General features: G+C 32.7%; 16 protein-coding genes. All 16 read left to right on the forward strand.

Going from position 1 to position 23,139, the window contains the following annotated elements; translation table 11 throughout:
• Nucleotides 1-30 precede the first annotated feature (30 nt).
• The 16 genes from JOOMADRAFT_RS12880 to JOOMADRAFT_RS12955 all read left to right on the forward strand — a co-directional run bounded on the left by JOOMADRAFT_RS12880 (nt 31) and on the right by JOOMADRAFT_RS12955 (nt 22,694).
• Nucleotides 31-1,164 (forward strand): N-acetylmuramoyl-L-alanine amidase, encoded by a 1,134-nt coding sequence (locus tag JOOMADRAFT_RS12880; protein WP_008614044.1) that lies wholly within the window; start codon nt 31-33, stop codon nt 1,162-1,164.
• Nucleotides 1,165-1,227: 63 nt separating this feature from the next.
• A complete protein-coding gene (locus JOOMADRAFT_RS12885; protein WP_008614045.1) occupies nt 1,228-2,184 on the forward strand; it encodes an MlaD family protein in 957 nt (318 codons plus the stop codon).
• Complete coding sequence (locus JOOMADRAFT_RS12890) at nt 2,185-3,513, forward strand: (Fe-S)-binding protein (protein WP_008614046.1); 1,329 nt, start codon at nt 2,185-2,187, stop codon at nt 3,511-3,513.
• 131 nt (nt 3,514-3,644) lie between these two features.
• A complete protein-coding gene (locus tag JOOMADRAFT_RS12895; RefSeq protein WP_008614047.1) occupies nt 3,645-4,091 on the forward strand; it encodes an LNS2 domain-containing protein in 447 nt (148 codons plus the stop codon).
• A 138-nt stretch (nt 4,092-4,229) separates the two neighbouring features.
• Nucleotides 4,230-5,021 carry a (Fe-S)-binding protein gene (locus JOOMADRAFT_RS12900; RefSeq protein ID WP_008614049.1) on the forward strand — a complete coding sequence of 264 codons (792 nt, stop codon included), beginning with the start codon at nt 4,230-4,232 and terminating at the stop codon, nt 5,019-5,021.
• Between the two features lie 191 nt (nt 5,022-5,212).
• On the forward strand, nt 5,213-5,698 hold the full coding sequence (locus JOOMADRAFT_RS12905; protein WP_008614050.1) for a hypothetical protein: 486 nt from the start codon (nt 5,213-5,215) through the stop codon (nt 5,696-5,698).
• A gap of 212 nt (nt 5,699-5,910) precedes the next feature.
• Entirely contained in the window at nt 5,911-8,835 is a 2,925-nt protein-coding gene (locus JOOMADRAFT_RS12910) for a glycoside hydrolase family 3 N-terminal domain-containing protein (RefSeq protein ID WP_008614051.1), read from the forward strand.
• Nucleotides 8,836-9,159: 324 nt separating this feature from the next.
• Entirely contained in the window at nt 9,160-10,290 is a 1,131-nt protein-coding gene (bshA, locus tag JOOMADRAFT_RS12915; RefSeq protein WP_008614053.1) for an N-acetyl-alpha-D-glucosaminyl L-malate synthase BshA, read from the forward strand.
• 61 nt (nt 10,291-10,351) lie between these two features.
• Complete coding sequence (locus JOOMADRAFT_RS12920; protein WP_008614055.1) at nt 10,352-11,290, forward strand: helix-turn-helix domain-containing protein; 939 nt, start codon at nt 10,352-10,354, stop codon at nt 11,288-11,290.
• 112 nt (nt 11,291-11,402) lie between these two features.
• Complete coding sequence (locus JOOMADRAFT_RS12925) at nt 11,403-12,170, forward strand: SDR family NAD(P)-dependent oxidoreductase (protein WP_008614057.1); 768 nt, start codon at nt 11,403-11,405, stop codon at nt 12,168-12,170.
• A 226-nt stretch (nt 12,171-12,396) separates the two neighbouring features.
• The gene (locus JOOMADRAFT_RS12930) at nt 12,397-13,347 is read left to right on the forward strand and encodes a phosphoribosylaminoimidazolesuccinocarboxamide synthase (RefSeq protein ID WP_008614059.1); all 951 of its coding nucleotides are present in this window, start codon (nt 12,397-12,399) and stop codon (nt 13,345-13,347) included.
• Nucleotides 13,348-13,784: 437 nt separating this feature from the next.
• On the forward strand, nt 13,785-14,354 hold the full coding sequence (locus JOOMADRAFT_RS12935) for an RNA polymerase sigma-70 factor (protein WP_008614072.1): 570 nt from the start codon (nt 13,785-13,787) through the stop codon (nt 14,352-14,354).
• A gap of 70 nt (nt 14,355-14,424) precedes the next feature.
• Nucleotides 14,425-15,558 (forward strand): FecR family protein, encoded by a 1,134-nt coding sequence (locus JOOMADRAFT_RS12940; protein WP_008614074.1) that lies wholly within the window; start codon nt 14,425-14,427, stop codon nt 15,556-15,558.
• A gap of 236 nt (nt 15,559-15,794) precedes the next feature.
• On the forward strand, nt 15,795-19,298 hold the full coding sequence (locus JOOMADRAFT_RS12945) for a TonB-dependent receptor (protein ID WP_008614076.1): 3,504 nt from the start codon (nt 15,795-15,797) through the stop codon (nt 19,296-19,298).
• A 24-nt stretch (nt 19,299-19,322) separates the two neighbouring features.
• Nucleotides 19,323-20,708: a RagB/SusD family nutrient uptake outer membrane protein gene (locus JOOMADRAFT_RS12950; protein WP_008614077.1), complete on the forward strand. Its 1,386-nt coding sequence runs from the start codon at nt 19,323-19,325 to the stop codon at nt 20,706-20,708.
• A 186-nt stretch (nt 20,709-20,894) separates the two neighbouring features.
• Nucleotides 20,895-22,694, forward strand: a complete 1,800-nt coding sequence (locus JOOMADRAFT_RS12955) for a glycerophosphodiester phosphodiesterase family protein (protein ID WP_008614078.1) — start codon at nt 20,895-20,897, stop codon at nt 22,692-22,694.
• The last annotated feature ends 445 nt before the right edge of the window (nt 22,695-23,139 follow it).

A 23,139-nucleotide genomic window follows, 5' to 3' on the forward strand; every position in this document is an offset into this window, starting at 1 on the left:
TAAATAACTGTATTAAACCGTTATTATTTTATGAGTAGATTTTTTAGCACCTTATTTTTATTGATGAGTTTAAGCTTATCGCAAATTATATATTCTCATGGAGAAACGCCACCGAACGATGGGAAATTTACAGTAGTTTTAGATGCTGGACATGGAGGGCATGACCCAGGGAATTTAGGTAACGGTTTCAAAGAGAAGGACATTGCTCTTAAAATAGTATTACAAGTAGGAGCAATTTTAGAGAAAGATCCTAATATAAATGTAATATATACTCGGAAGGATGATAGCTTTGTAGACTTATATGTTAGAGGAAAAATAGCGAATGAGGCAAAAGCCGATTTATTTGTTTCTGTACATTGTAATTCTCATAATTCTAGTGCGCATGGTACCGAAACATTTGTATTAGGACTTCATGCTAATAAAAGAAACTTTGAAGTTGCTAAAAATGAGAACTCTGTAATTTATTTAGAAGATGATTATGAAGTAAATTATGCTGGTTATGACATTAACTCTCCAGAATCGTTTATTGGATTAACTATTATGCAAGAAGAGTTTTTAGATAATAGTATTTTATTGGCTAAATCTATTCAAGATAATTTTACAGGAAAACTAAAACGGGTAGATAGAGGTGTAAAGCAAGCTGGATTTATAGTGTTACATCAAACATTTATGCCTAGTGTATTGGTAGAAACAGGTTTTTTAACCTATAAGCCAGAAGGGTCTTATTTAAATTCTAGTAAAGGAAAATCTGACATGGCAACTTCTATTGCAGATGCTGTTTTAAAATATAAACATTCTGTAGACGAAAATATTGGAGATGATTTTTCTTTTGAAGTTAAAGACCATACTTCTCATGCTTCAAATACCACCGCTACAAATTCTTCGGATGGAGTAGATACGGTTGAAGGGGTTACTTTTAGGGTTCAAATTGCAGCAGGTTCGAGCGCTATTGAAACAAAATCATACAATTTTAAAGGTTTGTCTCCTATCAGTAGAGAAAAAGAAGGAAATATATATCGTTATTACTACGGAGAAGTAGCTAGTTATGAGAGTGTTAAAGAGTTGCAGCAAAAAGCTAAAAAGAAAGGGTATGGTACTAGTTTTATAGTTGCCTTTAAAAATGGAGAAAAAGTTAAAGTGAAATCCGTACTTAATTCCATGTGAAATTAGAACGAATCTTACGGAAATTATTTCTAATTTTGTTGCTTACAGTAAAAAAAGAAGCTTTTGAAATTAACTAAAGAACTTAAAACAGGGATTATTGTAATAGGGGGGATTGTCTTGTTTATTTTAGGCTTTACGTTTCTAAAAGGACATAAGTTATTCAATTCTAGTCGTACTTATTACGCCGTATACGAAAATGTAAACGGAATATCTTCTGGTACTGCAGTAAGCATTAATGGTTTACAAGTAGGAAATATAAACGATATCACTTTTATAGACAGCAAGGGTAATTTGGTTATTACTTTTACGGTAGATAGTGAGTTTCAGTTTGCAAAAAATAGTGTAGCAGAAATATATGATACTGGAATTATTGGAGGGAAGAGTTTACGGGTTGTTCCTGTTTATGATAATAGTCCGATATCCAAAGATGGAGATACACTTAAAAGTAATGTGCAACCAGGCTTAACAGATTTGGTAACCCAAAAGTTGGCGCCATTGCAAAAAAGTTTAGACGGAGTACTCAAAAATGCCGATTCGGTAATGGTAGGCGTTGATGATATTTTAGATGAAGAAACCAGAGCCAATATAAAATCGAGTATAAAAAACTTAGACCAAGTAATTGCTAATTTTAGTCAGGCTTCAGGAACGTTAAATACTTTATTAGCCAGTAATAAAGATAAGTTAGACCGTTCCATATCTAATATAGATAACCTTTCTGCTAACTTATCTAAAGTGAGTGATACGCTTGCAAATTCAGATATTGGCGGTGCTGTTGGAGACCTTAAAAGTAGTATGGCAAAACTCGATAATATAATGACGAAAATAGAGTCTGGAAATGGTTCTGTTGGGAAGTTATTAAATGATGAAGAGTTATATACCAACCTAACAGATGCCTCTATGGAGTTGGAATTACTTTTAGAAGACCTTAGGTTGAATCCGAAACGATATGTCCATTTTTCTCTTTTTGGTAAAAAGGCAAAGCCTTACGAAGCACCAGAAGAAGAAACTAACAACGAATAGATGAATTATATTCCTCAGATACTTTTTGCAATAATTTTATTGGCTGGAATAGGTTATTTTGCTAGCAATATTAAAAAGCTTGTTAGAAATATTAAACTAGGTCAGGCAATAGATCGTACAGATAATAAATCGCAACGTTGGGCAAATATGGCTAGAATAGCCTTAGGACAACAAAAAATGGTTGTTCGTCCAATAGCAGGTTTTCTGCATGTAATTGTATATGTAGGATTTATTATTATCAATATAGAAGTATTAGAAATTATTATAGATGGACTTTTTGGAACACACCGAGTTTTTGCGTCTCTAGGTTCTGTATATAATTTTTTAATAGGTTCTTTTGAAATCCTAGCGTTTTTAGTAATTGTATCGGTAACCATTTTTTGGATTCGTAGAAATGTAATAAAATTAAAGCGTTTCTTTTATTCTGAAATGAGAGGATGGCCAAAAAGCGATGGGAATATTATTCTTTACTTTGAAGTAGTATTGATGCTTTTATTTTTAACAATGAATGGAGCCGACTATACATTACAACTAGCAGGAGCAGCTCATTACACGCAAGCAGGCGCTTTTCCTATAAGTCAGCTTTTTGTACCTCTTTTTGAAAACTTTAGTGAGTCTACATTAATTATAATAGAAAGAGCCGCATGGTGGCTGCATATAACTGGAATATTAATCTTTCTTAACTACCTATACTTTTCAAAGCACCTTCATATTCTTTTAGCATTTCCAAATACATGGTTTGCTAATTTAAATCCTAAAGGGCAGTTTGATAATTTAGAATCTGTTACCAATGAGGTTAAATTAATGATGGATCCAGATGCCGATCCATTTGCAATGCCTGAAGAAGGAGAGGTTGAAGATGTTCCTGAAAAGTTTGGAGCCTCGGATGTTACAGATTTAAATTGGGTACAACTTTTAAATGCCTATACCTGTACGGAATGTGGGCGTTGTACAAGCGAATGCCCTGCAAGTCAGACAGGGAAAAAATTATCTCCTCGAAAAATAATGATGGATACTAGAGATCGTTTGGAAGAGGTAGGAAAAAATATGGATGCCAATAAAGGGGTTTTTGTGGACGATGGAAAGCAATTACTAAACAATTATATCACTCCAGAAGAATTATGGGCTTGTACCACCTGTAATGCATGTGTAGAAGCGTGCCCTGTAAGCATTAGTCCGCTTTCAATTATTATGGATATGCGTCGTTATTTAGTAATGGAACAATCGGCAGCGCCAATGGAACTTAATAATATGATGGGGAATGTAGAAAACAATGGAGCGCCATGGCCATATAACCAAATGGACCGACTGAACTGGAAAAATGAATAAAAATTAGCTTATAGTTAAATCTTGTAAGTGATTAAAAATAACCAATTAATTTCGACATTACCGTCGGAGAATTTTACCCCGAGAATTCGGGACTCACAAAGTGAGGAAACCAATAAACATAACTTTAAAAAATGAACAAAGAAGACGTTGAAAAATTGCTAAATGAAAAATTGGAAGATGGAGAACACATAAGTCCTGTCTTGCCAAAAGGGATTAAAAATTATTTAATCGATATAGACGGTACTATTTGTGATGATATTCCGAATGAAGAGCCTGAGCGTATGGCAACAGCACAAGTGTATCCAGATGCTTTAAAAACGTTAAACAAGTGGTTTGAAGAAGGGCATGTCATATATTTCTTCACATCTCGTACAGAAGATCATAGAAAAACCACAGAAGATTGGTTAAATCGTCACGGATTTAAATATCATGGAATGGTAATGGGAAAACCAAGAGGAGGAAATTACCATTGGATAGACAACCACTTAGTTAAGGCTACACGTTATAACGGAAAATTTACAGACCTTATTGACAAGGAAGTAACTATTCAGGTTTTTGACGATGGAAAACACGATTAAGATAATAGATAATTCTGTTATTAACTTATAATTCTATAGTAGGATTGATTACTGTCATTTCGATTAAGGCATAGGGATATTATTTTTTCGAAATGACAGTTTAAAATATAACAGCAAATTAAGGGAAAATAAAGCAGTATGAGCGAAGCAATAAAAGTGCCTACAATGGCAGAAATGATGGCCGAAGGAAAAACTCCAGAAGTATTATTCTGGGTTGGTTGTTCTGGAAGTTTTGATGATAGAGCTAAAAAAATTACAAAAGCCTTTGTTAAATTATTAAACAAAGCTCAGGTAGATTTTGCTGTTTTAGGAACAGAAGAAAGCTGTACTGGAGATCCAGCAAAGCGTTCTGGGAATGAAATGTTGTTTCAAATGCAGGCCATGACAAACATTGAGGTTTTAAATGGTTATGAGATTAAAAAAATAGTTACTGCTTGCCCACATTGTTTTAATACATTAAAAAACGAATACCCTTCTTTGGGAGGGAGCTATGAAGTGGTTCACCATACACAATTTTTACGTTCTCTTTTAGAAGAAGGAAAACTAACTATTGAAGGAGGAAAGTTTAAAGGTAAAAGAATAACGTTCCATGATCCTTGTTATTTAGGAAGAGCTAACGATGTGTATGAAGCCCCACGAGCGCTTATCCAAAAGCTAGATGCAGAACTAGTAGAAATGAAAAACTGTAAAAAAAGAGGGTTATGTTGTGGTGCTGGAGGAGCTCAAATGTTTAAAGAACCAGAAAAAGGAAATAAAGACATTAATATAGAGCGTACCGAGCAAGCCATAGAAACAAAACCAGATATTATTGCAGCTGGATGTCCTTTTTGTAACACTATGCTTACAGATGGGGTTAAAGGAAAAGATAAAGAGGGAACTGTTGAAGTAATGGATGTTGCCGAGCTTATTGCAAATGCAGAAGATTTATAAACGGAACTTTTGCTTTAGTCCCTCATAGAGGGTCTAATTCCCCAGAGTCTTTACTGAGTTTACCGAAGGGCTCTGCGTCGAAATGAATTAAATTTGTTTCCGAATACCTTGTGGGCTTGCCCCGAGGTAGTTGATTAAAAAACACTCTTTAAAGAAAAAATAGAAAAAGGAATCTTTTAAATAAAAAGAAAATGTTTGTAGCTTTTAACGATTTATCAGAATCTGCTAGAGTTTGGATTTACCAAGCAAATAGAAGTTTTACTGAAGAAGAAATAGCAGAATTAACCACAAAACTCGAGAGTTTTATAGAGCAATGGACTGCTCATGGAGCAAATCTAAAAGCCTCTTTTGAAATACGTTACAAACGTTTTATTATCATTGCATTAGATCAAGAATTTAATATGGCTAGCGGATGCTCAATCGACGCCTCAGTTCGATTTATCCAACAGCTAGAGGTAGATTACAATGTTAATCTCCTCGATAAAATGAATGTCTCCTACAGACAAGGCGATTTTATTGCCTACAAGCCCCTTATCGATTTTAAGAAAATGGCTAAACAAAAAGCCGTTTCTCAAAACACCATCGTATTCAATAATTTGGTAACTAATAAAGAAGAATACCAAAATTATTGGGAAGTTCCAGCTAGAGATAGTTGGCATGCACGATTTATGAATTAGAACTCTATTCTACTTTTTTAATGATTCGTTAATTAAAAAGTTAGTGGGGTTTTTATGTTTTATAGGGATGTTTTTATATGCTCAAAGTATAAAAGCCGTTCCTGTATTAGGTTATTTTTAAAGATTGTACCTTATAAATAACTATCATAATAGGTTTTATATTACAAAATAGTCGAAGGTTTAAGTCTCATTTACTGAGTAAAAATTATTCAATGGTTTTAAAAAAAAATAGTGTTGTTTTAGGGCTTCTATTTATTTTCATACAAGGGTTTAGTCAGCAAGTAGACCCATTAGTAACTACCGATAGCGAGCAGCAAAAGGTTTGGGTTGATAGTATATATAATTCGCTTTCACTTCAAGAAAAAATAGGACAATTATTTATGATCAGAGCTTTTTCCGACAAAGGAAAAGCACATATTGACGATGTAAAAAAATTGGTTTCCGAATACCAAGTGGGAGGAGTAATATTCTCAACTGGAGGTCCGTATCGTCAAGCTAAACTTAATAATGAATTACAAAGTCTTTCTAAAGTAAAAATGTTAATGTCAATGGATGCCGAATGGGGTTTATCCATGCGTTTGGACTCTACATTTGCTTTTCCATACAACATGGTTTTAGGAGCTGTTAAGGATAATGATTTAATTAGACGTGTAGGAAAACATATTGGAGAACATACAAAACGGATGGGAATGCATATTAATTTTGCTCCCGATGTAGATATTAATACCAATCCTAAAAATCCAATTATAGGAAACCGTTCTTTTGGAGAAAATAGGGATAAGGTTACAGAAAAAGCAATGGCATTTATGGAAGGAATGCAATCTGCTGGAGTTTTGGCTAATGCAAAGCACTTCCCAGGTCACGGAGATACAGAGCAAGATTCTCATAAAACATTACCAACAATAACATTTAGTAAAGAAAGAATAGATAGCGTAGAGCTCTATCCATATAAACAACTTATTCCAAAAGGATTGGCTAGCGTTATGGTAGCACATTTAAGTGTTCCTAGTTTAGAGTCTCGACCAGGTTTTCCTTCTTCAATTTCAGAAGGTATTGTAACAGGATTATTAAAAGATAAGCTTCAGTTTAACGGACTTATTTTTACAGATGCTTTAGAGATGAAGGGAGTAGCTAATTATGCAGATTCTGGGAATGTAGACCTTTCTGCTTTTTTAGCGGGAAATGATATGTTGCTTATATCAGCAGATACTCCAGAGGGAATAAAAAAGTTAACAGAAGCCTATACTAATGGAATTATTACAGAAGAACGTTTAGCATATTCAGTAAAAAAAGTATTAAAGGCTAAATATAAAGTAGGTTTAAATAATTATAAACCGGTAGCTCAAGCACATTTATATGAAGATTTAAATCGTGTTGAGGATACAATTTTATTTGAAGAAGTAATGGAAAATGCCATTACAGTTGCTAAAAACGATGAGCAAACAATTCCAATTAGAGATCTAGATAAGAAAAGTATTGCTTATATCGGGATGGGAGATGGAGATAATTCTACTTTTGTAGAAACATTAAAAAAATATACCTCTGTAGCTTATATTCATGGAGATGATTTAAGTGATATTGTAAACAGAATAAAACCTTATGATTTAGTTATTATTGGGCATCATAGAAGTACACAAACACCTTGGAAAGCGGCAGATTTTACAGATCAAGAGAAGGTTTGGATTTATGAAATAGCACGACAAAAAAAGGTTATTCTTGATGCTTTTGTAAAACCTTATGCACTTTTAGACCTTCAAAGTATTGATAATATAGAGTCTATAATTGTAAGTTATTTAAACGATCCTATTTCTCAAGAAAAATCTGCAGAGCTTATATTTGGAGCTCTTGCTTCTAAAGGGAGTTTGCCCGTTATGGCACACGAAAAATTACCAGAAAACAGAGGTTTTTTAACCAATTCCTTATCAAGATTAGGGTATAGCGTTCCTGAACGGGTTGGAATGAATAGTAAGACCCTGAAAAAAGTAGATTCTGTAATGAAACTTGCTATTAGTTCTGGAGCTACTCCTGGCGGACAAATTTTAATTGCAAGACAAGGAAAGGTAATTTATAATAAAAACTTCGGAAAGTTCTCTTATGGTGCAGACTCAGAACCTGTTAGGAGCAATAACTTATACGATCTTGCTTCTTTAACCAAAATAACGGCTACCTTGCCAAATATCATGCAATTGGTAGAGAAGAAGGAAATTACTTTTAATTCAACCTTAGGAGAAATGCTTCCTGAATTGAAAGGGAGTAACAAAGAAGATTTAAAATTGTTGGCAGTGCTTTCTCATTACGCTCGTTTAAAACCTTGGATTCCTTTTTATATAAGTACTTTGGATGAAGGGACCAAAAAGCCCTTAGATACGTATTATAAAGATGCTCCAACAAAGAATTTTGATACTCAAGTTGCCGATCATCTTTATATTAGAAATGATTATAAAGATTCTATTATTGATCAGATAAAAGAAAGCGAATTGCTGAGTAAACTTCAGTACAGATACAGCGACCTACCCTTTATTTTATTGCAACGCTATTTAGAAAATTATTACCATAGACCATTAGATAAAATAGCTCAAGATAATTTTTATAAATCTTTAGGGATGAATTATACTACCTTTAATCCATTAGATAAATTTGGAAAAGGAGAGATTGTTCCTACAGAAGTAGATGATTATTTTAGATATCAAACCATTCAAGGATATGTGCATGATATGGGAGCCGCTATGCTTGGTGGTGTTGGTGGGCATGCTGGACTTTTTAGTACTTCAAATGATCTTGCTAAGATGATGCAAATGTATCTTCAAAAAGGATATTATGGAGGCAAACGCTATTTTAGTTCCGAAACCTTAGATAAGTTTAATACCTGTTATTATTGCGACCAAGATAATAGAAGAGGGGTAGGATTTGATAAACCACAATTGGGAGAATCTGGTCCTACATGTGGCTGTGTATCAATGATGAGTTTTGGACATAGTGGCTTTACAGGAACCTATGCTTGGGTTGATCCTACAGATAGCTTGGTTTATATATTTTTGTCTAATAGAACGTATCCAACCATGTTAAATCGAAAATTAATTTCTGAAGGTACGCGTACTGTAATTCAGGAGATTATCTATGAATCGATTGAGAGATAACAGAAATTTAAAAATTCTTTTGTAAATATATTCCTATTGTTTCGACTCAGTTTTAAATCTATAATTAAGGTTTAATTTCCAGAGCCTGTTCTGAGTTTGCCGAAGGGTTTTATGTCTAAATGGATTAAATTATTTTCCTTTGAATACCTCTTGGGCTTGCCCCAAGGTTGTAGATTTAATAGATAGCTTTAAGACCGTTCTATTTTCAGAAAAAGAAAAAGCTATTTAGCACCTAAGAAATTAGTGAGATCTTAAAAGTTTGCCATTAAATCTCTCTGGTGTAATTAATATTTTAACTTAGTATATTCATTTAAATTAAAAAGTATGCGAATAGGGATTGTGTGTTATCCAACATTTGGCGGAAGTGGAGTAGTAGCAACAGAGTTAGGAATGGCTTTAGCAACACGCGGACACGAAATTCATTTTATAACTTACAAACAACCCGTTCGTTTGGCATTACTTAGTGGAAAAATCCATTTTCATGAAGTAAATGTACCAGAATACCCATTGTTTCATTACCAACCATATGAACTAGCATTGTCTAGTAAATTAGTGGATATGGTAAAACTTCATAAACTGGAAGTGTTACATGTTCATTATGCTATTCCTCATGCATATGCTGCTTATATGGCTAAAAAGATGCTGAAAACACAAGGAATTGAGATTCCTATTGTTACAACACTTCATGGTACAGATATAACCCTTGTAGGAAATCACCCTTTCTACAAACCTGCTGTTACTTTTAGTATCAATAAATCTGATGTGGTTACTTCAGTTTCACAAAGTTTAAAAGAGGATACAAACCGACTTTTTGATATAAAAAAGAAAATACATGTAGTTCCAAACTTTATAGATGTATCTAAATATAAGCATAGCTTTACTGATTGTCAGCGTGGGATGATGGCTACAGATAAAGAGCGTATAATAACACATATAAGTAACTTTAGAAAAGTAAAGCGCATTTCAGATGTAATCAATATTTTCTACGGAATTCAAAAAGAAATTCCTTCCAGACTAATAATGGTAGGCGAAGGTCCTGAACGAGAAGGAGCAGAAGCTTTGTGTGATGAATTAGGGATTGGCAACAAAGTTGCTTTTCTTGGAAATAGTAATGAAGTAGATAAAATACTTTGTTTCTCCGACTTATTTTTATTGCCTTCTGAAACCGAAAGTTTTGGTTTGGCAGCATTAGAAGCAATGGTAAATGAAGTTCCTGTAATATCTAGTAATACAGGAGGAATTCCTGAGGTAAATAAAGATGGGTTTAGCGGTTATTTAAGCAACGTTGGCGATGTAGAGTCCATGACAAATAACGCTATTAAGATTTTAAAAGAAGATAAAGTTTTAAATCAGTATAAAAAACAAGCTAGAGAACAAGCTACTTTGTTTGATATTAACCAAGTAGTCCCTAGGTATGAAGAAATATATGAAAAAGCTTATAAAAAGGCTTTTTAGTATAATTTAACTTTGAGTTACTTTCTATAGAATTGTGGTATCTTTGAATTTTACAAATTCTATGAAAACACTAAAAAGTACTTCCTTAGAAGAATTTTATAAAGAAGCTGCTGCATTTACTGGTAGAGATATAGATACTTTATTACCACCTGGAATTAATAAAGAAATAGGGCATTTTAATATTTTCGATATTTCAGAAACTATAAAGCAGGTAAAACGTAAAAATATAATGCCTTATAACCGTAGAGCTTATTATAAAATAAGTTTAATACGTGGGAAGAATAGGGCAGAGTATGCAGATAAAGTTATAGATATTGAAAAAAATGCACTACTCTTTGCTACCCCAAAAGTACCGTATCATTGGTTTCCATTAGAAGAAAATCAAGCAGGTTCTTTTTGTGTGTTTACGGATGAGTTTTTAATAAAAAATTTAACGGGAATAGTTTTAGACGAGTTGCCTATTTTTAAATCTGGAGGCTATCCTGTTTTTGAAATAGAAGATGAAGAAGCAGAGGAACTTCAACTGATTTTCAATAAAATGAAAACAGAAATAGCTTCAAATTATGTATATAAGTACGATTTGCTTCGGAATTATGTAATGGAACTTATTCATCAAGGACAAAAATTACAACCAGCTACACAATTACATACCGATAAAAATGCATCAGCAAGGATAATCTCCTTATTTATAGAATTATTAGAACGTCAATTCCCTATAGAATCTCCCGAACAAAAACTAGTACTGCGTACAGCAAAAGAATATGCAGAGCGCTTGGCTATTCATGTAAATCACCTAAACAAGGTGCTTAAAGATAATATGGGGAGAACAACAACAGATATTATAAGTAGTAGAATTATCCAAGAAGCTAAAATTTTACTAAAGCAAACCGATTGGAATATTTCTGAAATAGCTTATAGTTTGGGCTTTGAAGAAGTAGCTCACTTCTCTAATTTCTTTAAAAGACAAACTTCTGTAGCTCCAGTTAGTTTCCGTTCTTAAATCTTATTATTTGAATTTTGCAAACAATCCTTTGATGTTTGCAAACAGTCCCCTTTGTTTTTAGTTGAACTTTGTACTATCAAAATTTTAATAATAATTAATAATTAAAAAAATGAAAACAGAAAACAACAAAGTAGCTTTGGTAACAGGAGGGAGCAGAGGTTTAGGTAGAGATATGGCTATAAATCTTGCAAAGAAAGGGATTGATGTCATACTTACTTATAGAAGCAATAAAGAACAAGCAGATAACGTAGTAACCGAGATTCAGGCAATCGGACAAAAAGCAATAGCATACCAATTGGACACCTCAAAAATAGCTACATTTGATGCTTTTATCACTCAAGTAACTAATCATTTACAAGAGCATACAGGAAGTCCCAACTTTGATTTTCTAATAAATAATGCAGGAACAGCATTGTATGCACCTTTTATAGAAACTACCGAGGAGCAATTTGATGAGATGCTTAATATTCACTTAAAAGGTGTTTTCTTTTTAACACAAAAGACAGTTCCTTTTATAAATAAAGGGGGACGAATTATCAATATATCTTCAGGACTGGCTCGTTTTTCTTTCCCAGGTTCTTCTACCTATGCAACAATGAAAGGCGGAGTAGAAGTTTTTACCAGATATTTGGCAAAAGAATTAGGAGAAAAAGGTATTGCAGCCAATATAGTAGCTCCAGGTGCTATTGAAACCGATTTTGGAGGTGGACGTGTAAGAGATAATAAAGAAATTAACAATCACATTGCAGGTATAACAGCATTAGGTCGTGTTGGTTTACCTCAAGATATTGGTGGTGTAGTAGCTTTTTTATGTACCGAAGAAGCACGCTGGATTAACGGACAACGCATAGAGGTTTCTGGGGGAATGATGGTTTAAAAACAGATATAGCAAAAAAAAGGTCTAAAAAGTATCTAATCTCTACGTGTTGCAGTGAGTTTGTTAAGCTCCTTTTGACAATTGGAAATTGCTTTTTAGACCTTTTCTTTTGATGTGTTTCTAAATTACCTAACTAAATTATTGTCCAATTAAACTATCAAAAACAAGGCATCAAAAATTAAAATATCCCCTATATTTGTAGCAAGAAAATAATACAATACTATTCATGAGTAATACCATCACAGCAACAGATTTTAATTTTCCAAATCAGGAAAGTGTTTATAAAGGAAAGGTTAGGGAAGTTTATAATATTGGAAACGATTTGTTAGTGATGATTGCTACAGATAGACTTTCTGCTTTTGATGTAATTATGCCAAAGGGAATTCCTTACAAAGGTCAGATTTTAAATCAGATTGCAACCAAAATGATGGATGCTACAAAAGACATTGTTCCAAATTGGTTGGAAGCTACTCCAGATCCAAATGTAGCTGTTGGTCAGCTTTGTGAACCTTTTAAAGTAGAAATGGTTATTCGTGGATATTTATCGGGTCATGCAGCTAGAGAATACAAAGCAGGAAAACAAACGCTTTGTGGAGTTACAATGCCAGAAGGACTAAAAGAAAATGATAAGTTTCCAGCACCAATTATTACGCCTTCTACAAAAGCAGATCAAGGAGATCATGATGAAGATATTTCGAGAGAAGCTATTTTAAAAAAGGGAATTGTTTCTGAAGCAGATTATTTAGTATTAGAAAAATATACCCGTGCATTATTCCAAAGAGGAACTGAAATTGCAGCAGCACGCGGATTGATTTTAGTAGATACTAAATATGAATTTGGAAAAACAAAAGACGGTGAAATTGTTTTAATAGATGAAATTCATACCCCAGATTCTTCACGTTATTTTTATGCTGATGGATATGAAGAACGTCAAGAAAAAAGTGAAGCACAAAAGCAACTTTCTAAAGAGTTTGTGCGTCAATGGTTAATAGAAAATGGTTTTCAAGGGAAAGAAGGACAGCAAATTCCAGAAATGACCGATGCTTATATAACGTCTGTTTCAGAAAGATATATTGAGCTTTATGAAAATATTACAGGAGAGAAGTTTGTAAAAGCAGATGTTAGTAATATTCAATCGAGAATAGAAGAGAATGTGCTCAATTTTTTAAAAGCATAAACCCTTTATAGAGGGTTTAATTTCCAAAGCCTGTGCCGAGTTTACCGAAAAACTTAAGTTCGAAATAAATTAAGATTGTTTGGTTTGACTGCCTCGTGCGCTTGAATCAAGATAGTTGATTTAATAATATAATAGTGATAAATTTTAAGCCTTGACAGTAAATGTTGAGGCTTTTTTGTTTGTGTATTTTTTGTTCTAGATACCTATATGGGAAACAAAAGGGAGAAAAGTGGTTGAAACTTTTACGTTTTAAGATTGACAATTTTAATAGATCAACTAAAGAAGGCTTATGAGTTATCTGGACATCCATACTATCAAGTAAAACATAACTTTTGTTTTAACACAAATAACATTGTATTAACTTACCTTTTATAAAAAATAGTTTTTTTTGCTTACTTTTAGAAAATAGTCTCATTATAAAATAGGTATCGTCTAGAGTGGCATCTTATAAAATTCATAGAAACATAAAATTATCTTCTGAGATAGATATAAACTCTAAAGAAGGGTTTGATCTTATCTTTAAATTATACTATGGAAAACTGTTTCATATTGCCAAAGGATATTTAGTGTTTAATGAAGATGCTGAAGAAATAGTACAGAATGTATTTTTACAACTTTTAGAAAATAAAGATACTGCCTCTAAAATCAATAATCTTAATAATTACTTATATACCTTAACCAAGAATGCTTGCCTAGATCATTTAAAGCATTTAAAAGTTAAATCAAATTTCTCCGAGCAAAAGAAAAAAATTCAACAAGGCTTAATTAATGACGAAGCAGCTTCTTTACTGATAGAAAATGAGTTGAGTAAAAGGATAGAAGAAGCAATTGCGTTACTACCTGAAAAATGTAAAGTAGTATTTGTAAAAAGTAAGTATGAAGGCTTAAAACGAAAAGAAATAGCTAGTATATTAGATATTTCACCACGTACAGTGGATAATCATTTGGCAAATGCTTTAAAGCATATGCGACTGCATTTAAAAGAATACATTACATATTTATTTTAAAAAAAAACTAAATTTCGTTTAGGTAATTCTTCATTTTAAATCGTCTATAATTAAAGAGGCAATTTTTTAAATGAAAGAATTATTAAAAAAATATATTGAAGGGAAAACCGATGCTACAGAAACGGAGACTGTAGAAAATTGGATTCTTAGTAGTGATAAAAATCAGAAGACTTACAATATTTTAAAGACTGCTAATACTATTAATTCCTTTGAGGAAACCGAAGCCCGAATTAATGTAGATAAAGAATTAATTAAGCTTAAAGCGAGCAAGACCAAATCTTCAAAATCAATACGGACTTATTATAAATACGCAGCTATTTTTATAGTGCTGTTAGGAGGGGCGTATATATTTTTAATTCAAAATTCCTTTCAGCAAAAATCCATTCCAGAAAATGCAATAACACTTACGTTAGATGATGGTACAATAAAGGTTATTTCTGAAAACTCTGAAGAAGAAATACTAAGTAGCACAGGAAAAATGGTAGGAGTAAAAGGTTTAAATAAGATTGTATATAAAAACATAGCTAATAACATTGAAACGGAAGCGGTTTCTTATAACACCTTAAATGTACCCTACGGAAAACAATTTAACCTAGAATTGGCAGACGGTTCTGTTATATACTTAAACGCTGGGAGTAGAATAACTTACCCAACAAATTTTAACGGTCAAAAACACAGAGAGGTTTTAATTAGTGGAGAAGCATTTTTTGAAATAGCAAAAGATACATTACACCCATTTGTGGTGAGAGCAAATAACCTTGGAGTACAAGTTTATGGTACAAAATTTAACGTGTCGGCATATAAGGAAGATGCTACCGTACAAACAGTTTTGGTAGAAGGTTCTGTAGGGCTGTATTCTGAAAATGAAGATAAAAAAACAGAAACTACATTTTTAAAGCCTGGATATATGGCAATCTGGGAGAAGGCTGATGAAAATATCTCAATAGGTAAAACAGATGTATCTATTTATACCTCATGGATGCAAGGCGAGTTAGTATTTAAGCATATGCCATTTAGAAATATTTTGAAAAAATTAGAAAGACACTACAATGTGTCAATAGATATGCCTACAGATTCAATTGCAAATTTAACTTTTACAGCAAGTTTTAATGAAGATAAGGCGTTGCCAGAAGTATTAGAAACTTTTAAACAATATTATGGAATTCATTATCAAATAAACAATAATAAAGTAAATATATATTAACACATAAAACTATGGAGTCTATGAATAAATAAAGCTAATGAAACATCCATGTCTAATTTTTAGTCATACATCGGAATGCTTATCTGGATGTTCCGCATGATTACTAAATACAATAAAAAAGCACATGAAAGCTAACTAAGAAACTCTTGATATAAAAAAATCGGAAAATGCAGCCACATTTCCCGATTTAGAGAGTGATTAAATTATTTAACCACATTTTTAAGAAAAGCAAAAATATGAAAAATCTAACTAGGATTAGGAAAAACATTCCTATTCACCAAAGTCATGTTTTAAAAATGAAATTGTCTGTTGTACTATTTTTTTTCATGATAATTCAAGTAAACGCCAATTTAACTTACGGACAAAAAGATAAAGTATCCGTTAACCTCCAAAATGTAAATTTAGATAGAGTACTAACAGCTATTGAGTCGCAAACAGATTATCGATTTATTTATAAAGACGATGAAATAGATTACAAAAAGAGTGTTTCAATCAAGGTAGAGAAATCGCCAATAGAAGAGGTATTACAAGATTTATTCAGAAATACTTCTATAGACTACCAAGTAGTTGGAACCCAAATTATTTTAAAGCCGAATAAGCATATTAAAACAGAGGTTTTAACGCAAAAAACTACTATTGTACAAGTATCTGTAAATGGAAGTGTATTAGATGATAATGGGCAACCCTTACCAGGAGCTAGTATTTTAGAAAAAGGAACAACTAATGGTGCTACCACAGATTTTAACGGGAATTTTTCTTTAACACTTACTAATTCTGATGCGGTTCTAGTTGTATCTTATATTGGATTTGTAGCTAAAGAAGTAGCAGTAAATGGGAATGAAAATATAACAGTAACACTTGAAGAAGATTTTGCAAAACTCGATGAGGTAGTAGTAATTGGGTATGGGCAACAATCAAAAGCTAAAGTAATAGGTTCTGTAGGTAAAATAGAGGAAGAAGAACTTTCCAAAGTAGCGTCATCATCTGTAGGGCAACAATTAGCGGGGAAAATGTCAGGAGTTGTAGTTAATCAATCAAATGGACAACCAGGAGCGGCATCTCAAATTGTTATTAGAGGTACTGGTACGTTAACTGCGGGGACAAATCCATTGATAGTTGTAGATGGATTTCCATTATCCGAAGGGAGTTCATTAAACTCAATTAATCCAGATGATATTGCAACAGTTAATGTTTTAAAAGATGCGGCATCTGCATCTATTTATGGGTCTAGAGCAGTAAATGGGGTTATTTTAGTAACTACAAAACAAGGGAGTAAGAATGAAAAAACTACAATTACGTTAGATACTTATGTTGGGATGCAAGAACAAAGTTCTGGTGTAGAATTGGTGGATGCATACCAATTTGCACAATTTATAACAGAAGCACGAAATTGGGGGTATGTTTCCAAAGATCCAGCAAACCGTAGCGCAACAGATCCTAATTCTGTTCGAGTTACTAAAACTATAAACGGTCAAGGGATAGACGGACGAGAATTGTATTTAGATTTTCTGCAACCCTACCTAGATGGAAAACCAGGTCTTACAAATACAGATTGGATGGATGTTGCCTTTAGAGCTGCAGCAATGTATAATTATAACCTTTCAGCCTCAGGAGGTAATGAAAAAACAAAATTCTATACTTCTTTAGGTTATTTTAATCAGGAGGGAATTGTTATAGGAAGCGATTTAAAAAGATATTCTGCTAACATAAATTTAAATTCGAAATTAACAGATAAGATAAATATAGGTGTAAGTGTAAAACCTTCATTTACAGATCAAAATGCATTAGATCAAGGTAGTAGAAGTTCAGGAGCTATCGCCTTAGTTCCTTTAAATTTTTCTTATTACAGTCCATATACAGACAATGGAGATATTAATATAAGTGAGCAAATAATAAATGAGCAACGAGAAATTGAAGGAGTACGTATTAATGGTACCCCTGTTGAAAATTTATTAGCAACCTCAACAATGGTGAAAGATAATAGGCAACAATTTAGAGTATTTGGAAACGTATTTGCCGATTTTGAAATCGTTAAAAATTTAAAATATAAAATTTCATTAGGCGGAGATTATGAAAACTACACTCGCAATTTTTATTATCCATCCTCGGTTGGTTCATATAGAACGCCAGCTCCTCGTTCTGATGCCGAAGCTACTCAGGATAAACAAACTAGATATAATTATTTAATAGAGAACACATTGAATTATGATTTTTCTTTAGCTAAACATAATTTTGATTTATTAGCAGGTTATACATTTCAAAAGGAAAACATAGATTTTTCAAGTACTGTAGGTACTGGATTTGCCGATGATAATATTAAAAATATAGCAGGAGCAAGTTCTCATACTACAAATTATAATTTAGCAATATGGGCTTTAGAGTCATATTTTACAAGGTTGCAATACGACTATGATGCAAAATATCTTTTTAGCGCAGCTATAAGAAAAGACGGTTCCTCAAGATTTGGTAGTAATAATAGATGGGGATATTTTCCTTCTGTATCTGGAGGATGGGTTTTCACTAGAGAATCGTTTATGCCTTTAGAAGATATACTAACCTTTGGTAAAATATCTGCAAGTTGGGGACAAACAGGGAATAATCAAATAGGGAATTATGGATCGTACGCATTGGTTACAGATTCTAACTATGTTAACGGGAATTCTCTAGCAGCTGGTTATATAACTACATCTGCTCCAAATCCTAATTTAGGATGGGAAGTAGCATCAGCAATGAATATTGGACTAGATCTTAGCTTTTTTCATAAGTTAAACTTCAGCATGGCTTATTATAAAACTAATACCAAAGACTTATTATTAAATGTTCCTGTTCCTCAGCAAACTGGGTATGAGAATGTGTTAGCCAATATAGGGGAAATGGAAAATAAGGGTTTAGAATTTGAATTGAGCGGAAGAAATTTCATGCTAGGAAATGTAGGACTTGGCTTTAATGCTAATTTAACGTCATATCAGAATAAAGTATTGGCTTTGGGACCTGGACAAGAAGAGATTGCAACAGGAAGAGATCAACTTTTTGTTACTAAAGTTGGAGGTTCTATTGCTGAAATATATGGATATGAAGTAGATGGAGTTTTTAAAACTCAACAAGAAATAGATAATACCCCACATTTATCGGGAACACTTACAGGAGATTTCAAAGTGAAAGATATTAATGGAGATGGTAAGATTAATGATGATGATAAGGTGTCTAAAGGAACATATACACCAGATTTTACCTATGGTTTTGGAGGAAGTGTAGCTTACAAAGGTTTTAACTTTAGTTTTAATTTTAATGGAGTTTCAGGACGTACTTTAATGGATGGAGATATGGCTTCTTTAACGGAAGCTGGAGAAGGCTTTTCTGTACCTACAACGTATTATTTTGAAAATCGATACCATCCAGTAAACAATCCAGATGGATTTTTAGGGCAACCTAATTTTGGAAACTTTTCAAATTCTAGAAAAATTTTACGTAGCTCGGTAGTTGTAGAGGAAAATAATGGAGATTATATCAGACTTCGAGATATCAGAATAGCATACGATTTTAGTAAATCAATATTAGAAAGGTTACGTTTATCAAAACTTCAGTTATACGTATCTGGAAATAATGTATTTACAAAGACAGATTATAGAGGATGGAATCCAGATGGAACATCGTCCAATATTCTTACTTCAGGATATAATGATGGATCTAATTATCCATTAGCAAAAACCTATTTAGTAGGATTAAGAATAGCATATTAATCATTAACTGATAAAATACCAGAGATGAGAATATTAAAAATAATATTGATAGGGGGCTTATTCTTTATAGTTTCATGTGAAAAAGAATTAATCCAAAACCCAAATACAGACAAAGTTGCAAATAACTTTTATACAAATGAAGCAGAACTTGAAGAAGGAGTAAATGCAGTATATGCTACCTTACAGTTTGGCGGAAATTATGACATTGCAATTCCAGCATTAGGAGAAATACCTGGAGAAGATGCTTATGATGAAACTCCTGCAAATGATGGAGGAGTGTATGGAGAAATAGACCAATATAATGTAATTCCTCAAAATGGACTCATTGAAAATGTTTGGAGAGATGCTTATAAAGGGATACAACGTGCAAATATAGTTTTAAATAGAATTGAAGATATAGCGTATGATAATGCAACCACTAAAAAAGCAAGAATAGGTGAAATGTTATTTATTAGATCTTTATACTATTTTAATTTGGTGAGAATATTTGGAGATGTACCATTAGTTGTGGAGGAAATAATAAATCCTCAGGATAATTTTGGGCAGACTAGAACCCCAAAAGAAGATGTCTATAATCAAATTATAACAGATTTAACTCTCGCTGTAGACTTGTTACCAAATAGAAATGAGGACAACAAAATGAGAGTTGTAAAAACTGCAGCATATACACTTTTAGGAAAAGTATATTTAACTCTAGGAGATTATCCAAACGCTTATGACAATTTAATTGAAGTTGTAAAATCAAAAAGTCATAAACTTATACCTATAGAAGAAGTTTTTTCAACTGAAAATGAATTGAACGAAGAAATCATTTTTGCAGTACAATTTGCTTCTGGGATTAATGCAAATAGTGAAGGAACAGATGCTTATAGAATGTTTAATCCAACAGGAAGAGTAGAAGGGAATATGACAGGAACTAAAGGACATGGAGTATTAAAACCTGATTTTTATGATTTGTATGAGGAAGATGATCTACGAAAAGGAGTGTATGTAGATGTTTTAGAATCTGGAATTGCTTATAGCAAAAAACTAGCAATCCCATCTACCGTAATTGGAGATTCGGAAAGTGACTGGGTGGTTTTGAGATATGCAGAAGTACTTTTAATGTTAGCTGAGATTGAGAACCAAAGAGGTAATATAGACATTGCAATTGGATATTTAAATGAAATTCGAGAGCGTGTAAATCTAGGACTTTATGAAGGTTTAGAGGATAAAAATTCAGTATTTAACGAGATAGATTTACAACGTAGATTAGAATTAGTATGGGAAGGACACAGATGGTTTGATATTTTACGACAAAATAGAGCAGGAGAAGTATTAGGAGTTTCAGATTCAAATCGTTTGCTAATGCCTATCCCTGCTAAACAAATAGCTACAGATAGTGCTTTAGAGCAAAATCCAGGATATTAATCCTATATAGAGGTCTAAAAAGTATTTAAACTCGATATGTTATCCTAAGCTTGTTAAAGGATTTTTCAAATGTTTGGAGCTTAAAAAATTGATGAGATTGAAAGCTATAAATTACTTTTTAGACCTCTTAAACTATATGTTAATCAAAAATATTACATCAGACCAATTAAAAACAATAAAAAAAAGATGAATCAAACACATAAAATAATAGTCTCTTTATGTTGCTTTTTACTTTTTTCAATAAATATTTCATCTCAGAATTCAAGAGGTTACTTTCAGTCGTATCAAGATATTATTGAGATGATAGATAACCCAAGTGATGATCACGTAATGGTGGTAGCGCATAGAGGGGATTGGCGAAATGCACCAGAAAACTCCATAAAAGCCGTTCTAAACTGTATTGAAATGGGAGTTGAGATTGTTGAAATAGATATTCGAATAACAAAAGATAATCAATTGGTTGTTATTCACGATTTAACGTTAGATCGTACCACAACAGGAACTGGAAAGGTTAAAGACAAAACGCTTGAGGAGATTAAGGAGTTGTCTTTAAAAAATGGAGCCAATGGAATAACTGCTCATAAAGTGCCAACGCTTAAAGAAATGATGCTTGCTGTTAAAGACAAATCTATTTTACTAAACTTAGATAAAGCATGGGAATATTTACCTCAAACAGTTTCAATTTTAAAGGAAACAGGAACTTTAAAACAATGTATTTTTAAAGGAAATGACCCCTATGAGGTAATGATAAAAAAACATGGCAATTTGCTAAAGCAAGTTAATTATATGCCAATGGTTTGGCCAGCAGATTATAATATTTATAAAGCAGAAGATGAACTGATTAAAGATCCTGTAAAATACACAAACGATTATATTGAGCAGTTAAATCCTTTAGCTTTTGAAGTTATTTACAGTGATGAGGAATCCTCTATTTTTGATGCAATTTCTAAAATAAAAGAGCATAAAATATCCGTTTGGGTAAATACTTTATGGGGTAAGTTATGCGCATTTCATCAGGATGATGTTGCAGTTGAGAATCCAGATAAGCATTATGGTTGGGTAATAGATCATGGGGCAAATATTATTCAAACGGATCGTCCTCAATTTTTAATTAATTATTTGAAATCTAAAAATTTAAGAAACGCAAATAGTAAATCTAAAATCCCACTTTTAATAGGTAACCTTGAAGACTCTACTAATAAGGAAATTATGGTTGTAGCGCATCGAGGAGATTGGCGAAATGCTCCAGAAAACTCTTTGCAAGCTATTAAGTCGTGCATAGATATGGGGGTAGATATGGTGGAAATAGATGTTCGAGAAACAAAAGATGGTAAGCTTGTACTAATGCATGATGAGATTTTAGATAGAACAACAAATGGACAAGGATTGGTTAGTAATTGGACGCTGGATAGCCTAAAAACGCTACATTTATTAGATGGCTTAGGGGTTAAAACGCCAAATAAAATACCAACTTTAGAGGAAGCTTTACGTCTATGCAAAGGGAAAATATTAGTAAACTTAGATAAAAGCTATAGTATTTTTGACAAATGTTTTGAGATAGCTAAAAAAACAGAGACCTTAAATCAGATTGTAATTAAAGGGAATAAAACTAAAAAAGAAGTGGAAGCCGAATTTGGGCAGTTTTTAGATGAGGTATATTTTATGCCAATAGTTAAACTTAATAATCCTAATGCCGAACATATCATTGAAGAATATCTAGAAAGTGAAGTGCCTATAGCATTTGAATTTACGGTGCCACAAGATACAATTAGTCTTATTAAAAAATTTAAGGATATCAGAGATAAAGGAGCAGGAGTCTGGGTCAATTCATTATGGCCACAACATAATGGAGGTCATGACGATGAGAAAGCCTTACTAAATCCAGAAATTTATAATTGGTTTATAGATGCTAATGTAGATATGATACAAACAGATAGACCTGCATTACTTCTTCAATACTTAAGAGCTAGAGGGTTACACCAGTAATAATATGATTTATTCGATAATCGAAGTTTAAATACTCGAACACTTGCGTCGAAATATTTTTTAGTATTTCCTTTTAATACTTCGTGCGCTTGAATCAAGAGAGTAGATATAATAATATAATAGTGATAAACTCTAAGAGACTGTCTAAAAAGTAATTCATAGTTGTTATCCAGCTTGTCAAAGGAGCTTGTGAACTGAGTTTGTCGAACTGAGCTTGTTGAACTGAGCTTGTCGAACTGAGCTTGTCGAAGTTTCACAACTAACACTCAAAAAAATCCTTCAACAAGCTCCTTTAGATTTTAGTTTATTGTTGTCCGATAAAAGCAGACCGCGTTTATTCCATTCCACATATATCAAGGGTTAATAGAGGTTTTTAAAATAGCCCCCTTGCTATTAATAAAAATGAATAAAAAGAGGAGTTTAGTAATGTTATTTCTTTAAACTA

This window comes from Galbibacter orientalis DSM 19592, assembly GCF_000260115.1.
GTDB classification, from domain to species: Bacteria; Bacteroidota; Bacteroidia; order Flavobacteriales; family Flavobacteriaceae; genus Galbibacter; species Galbibacter orientalis.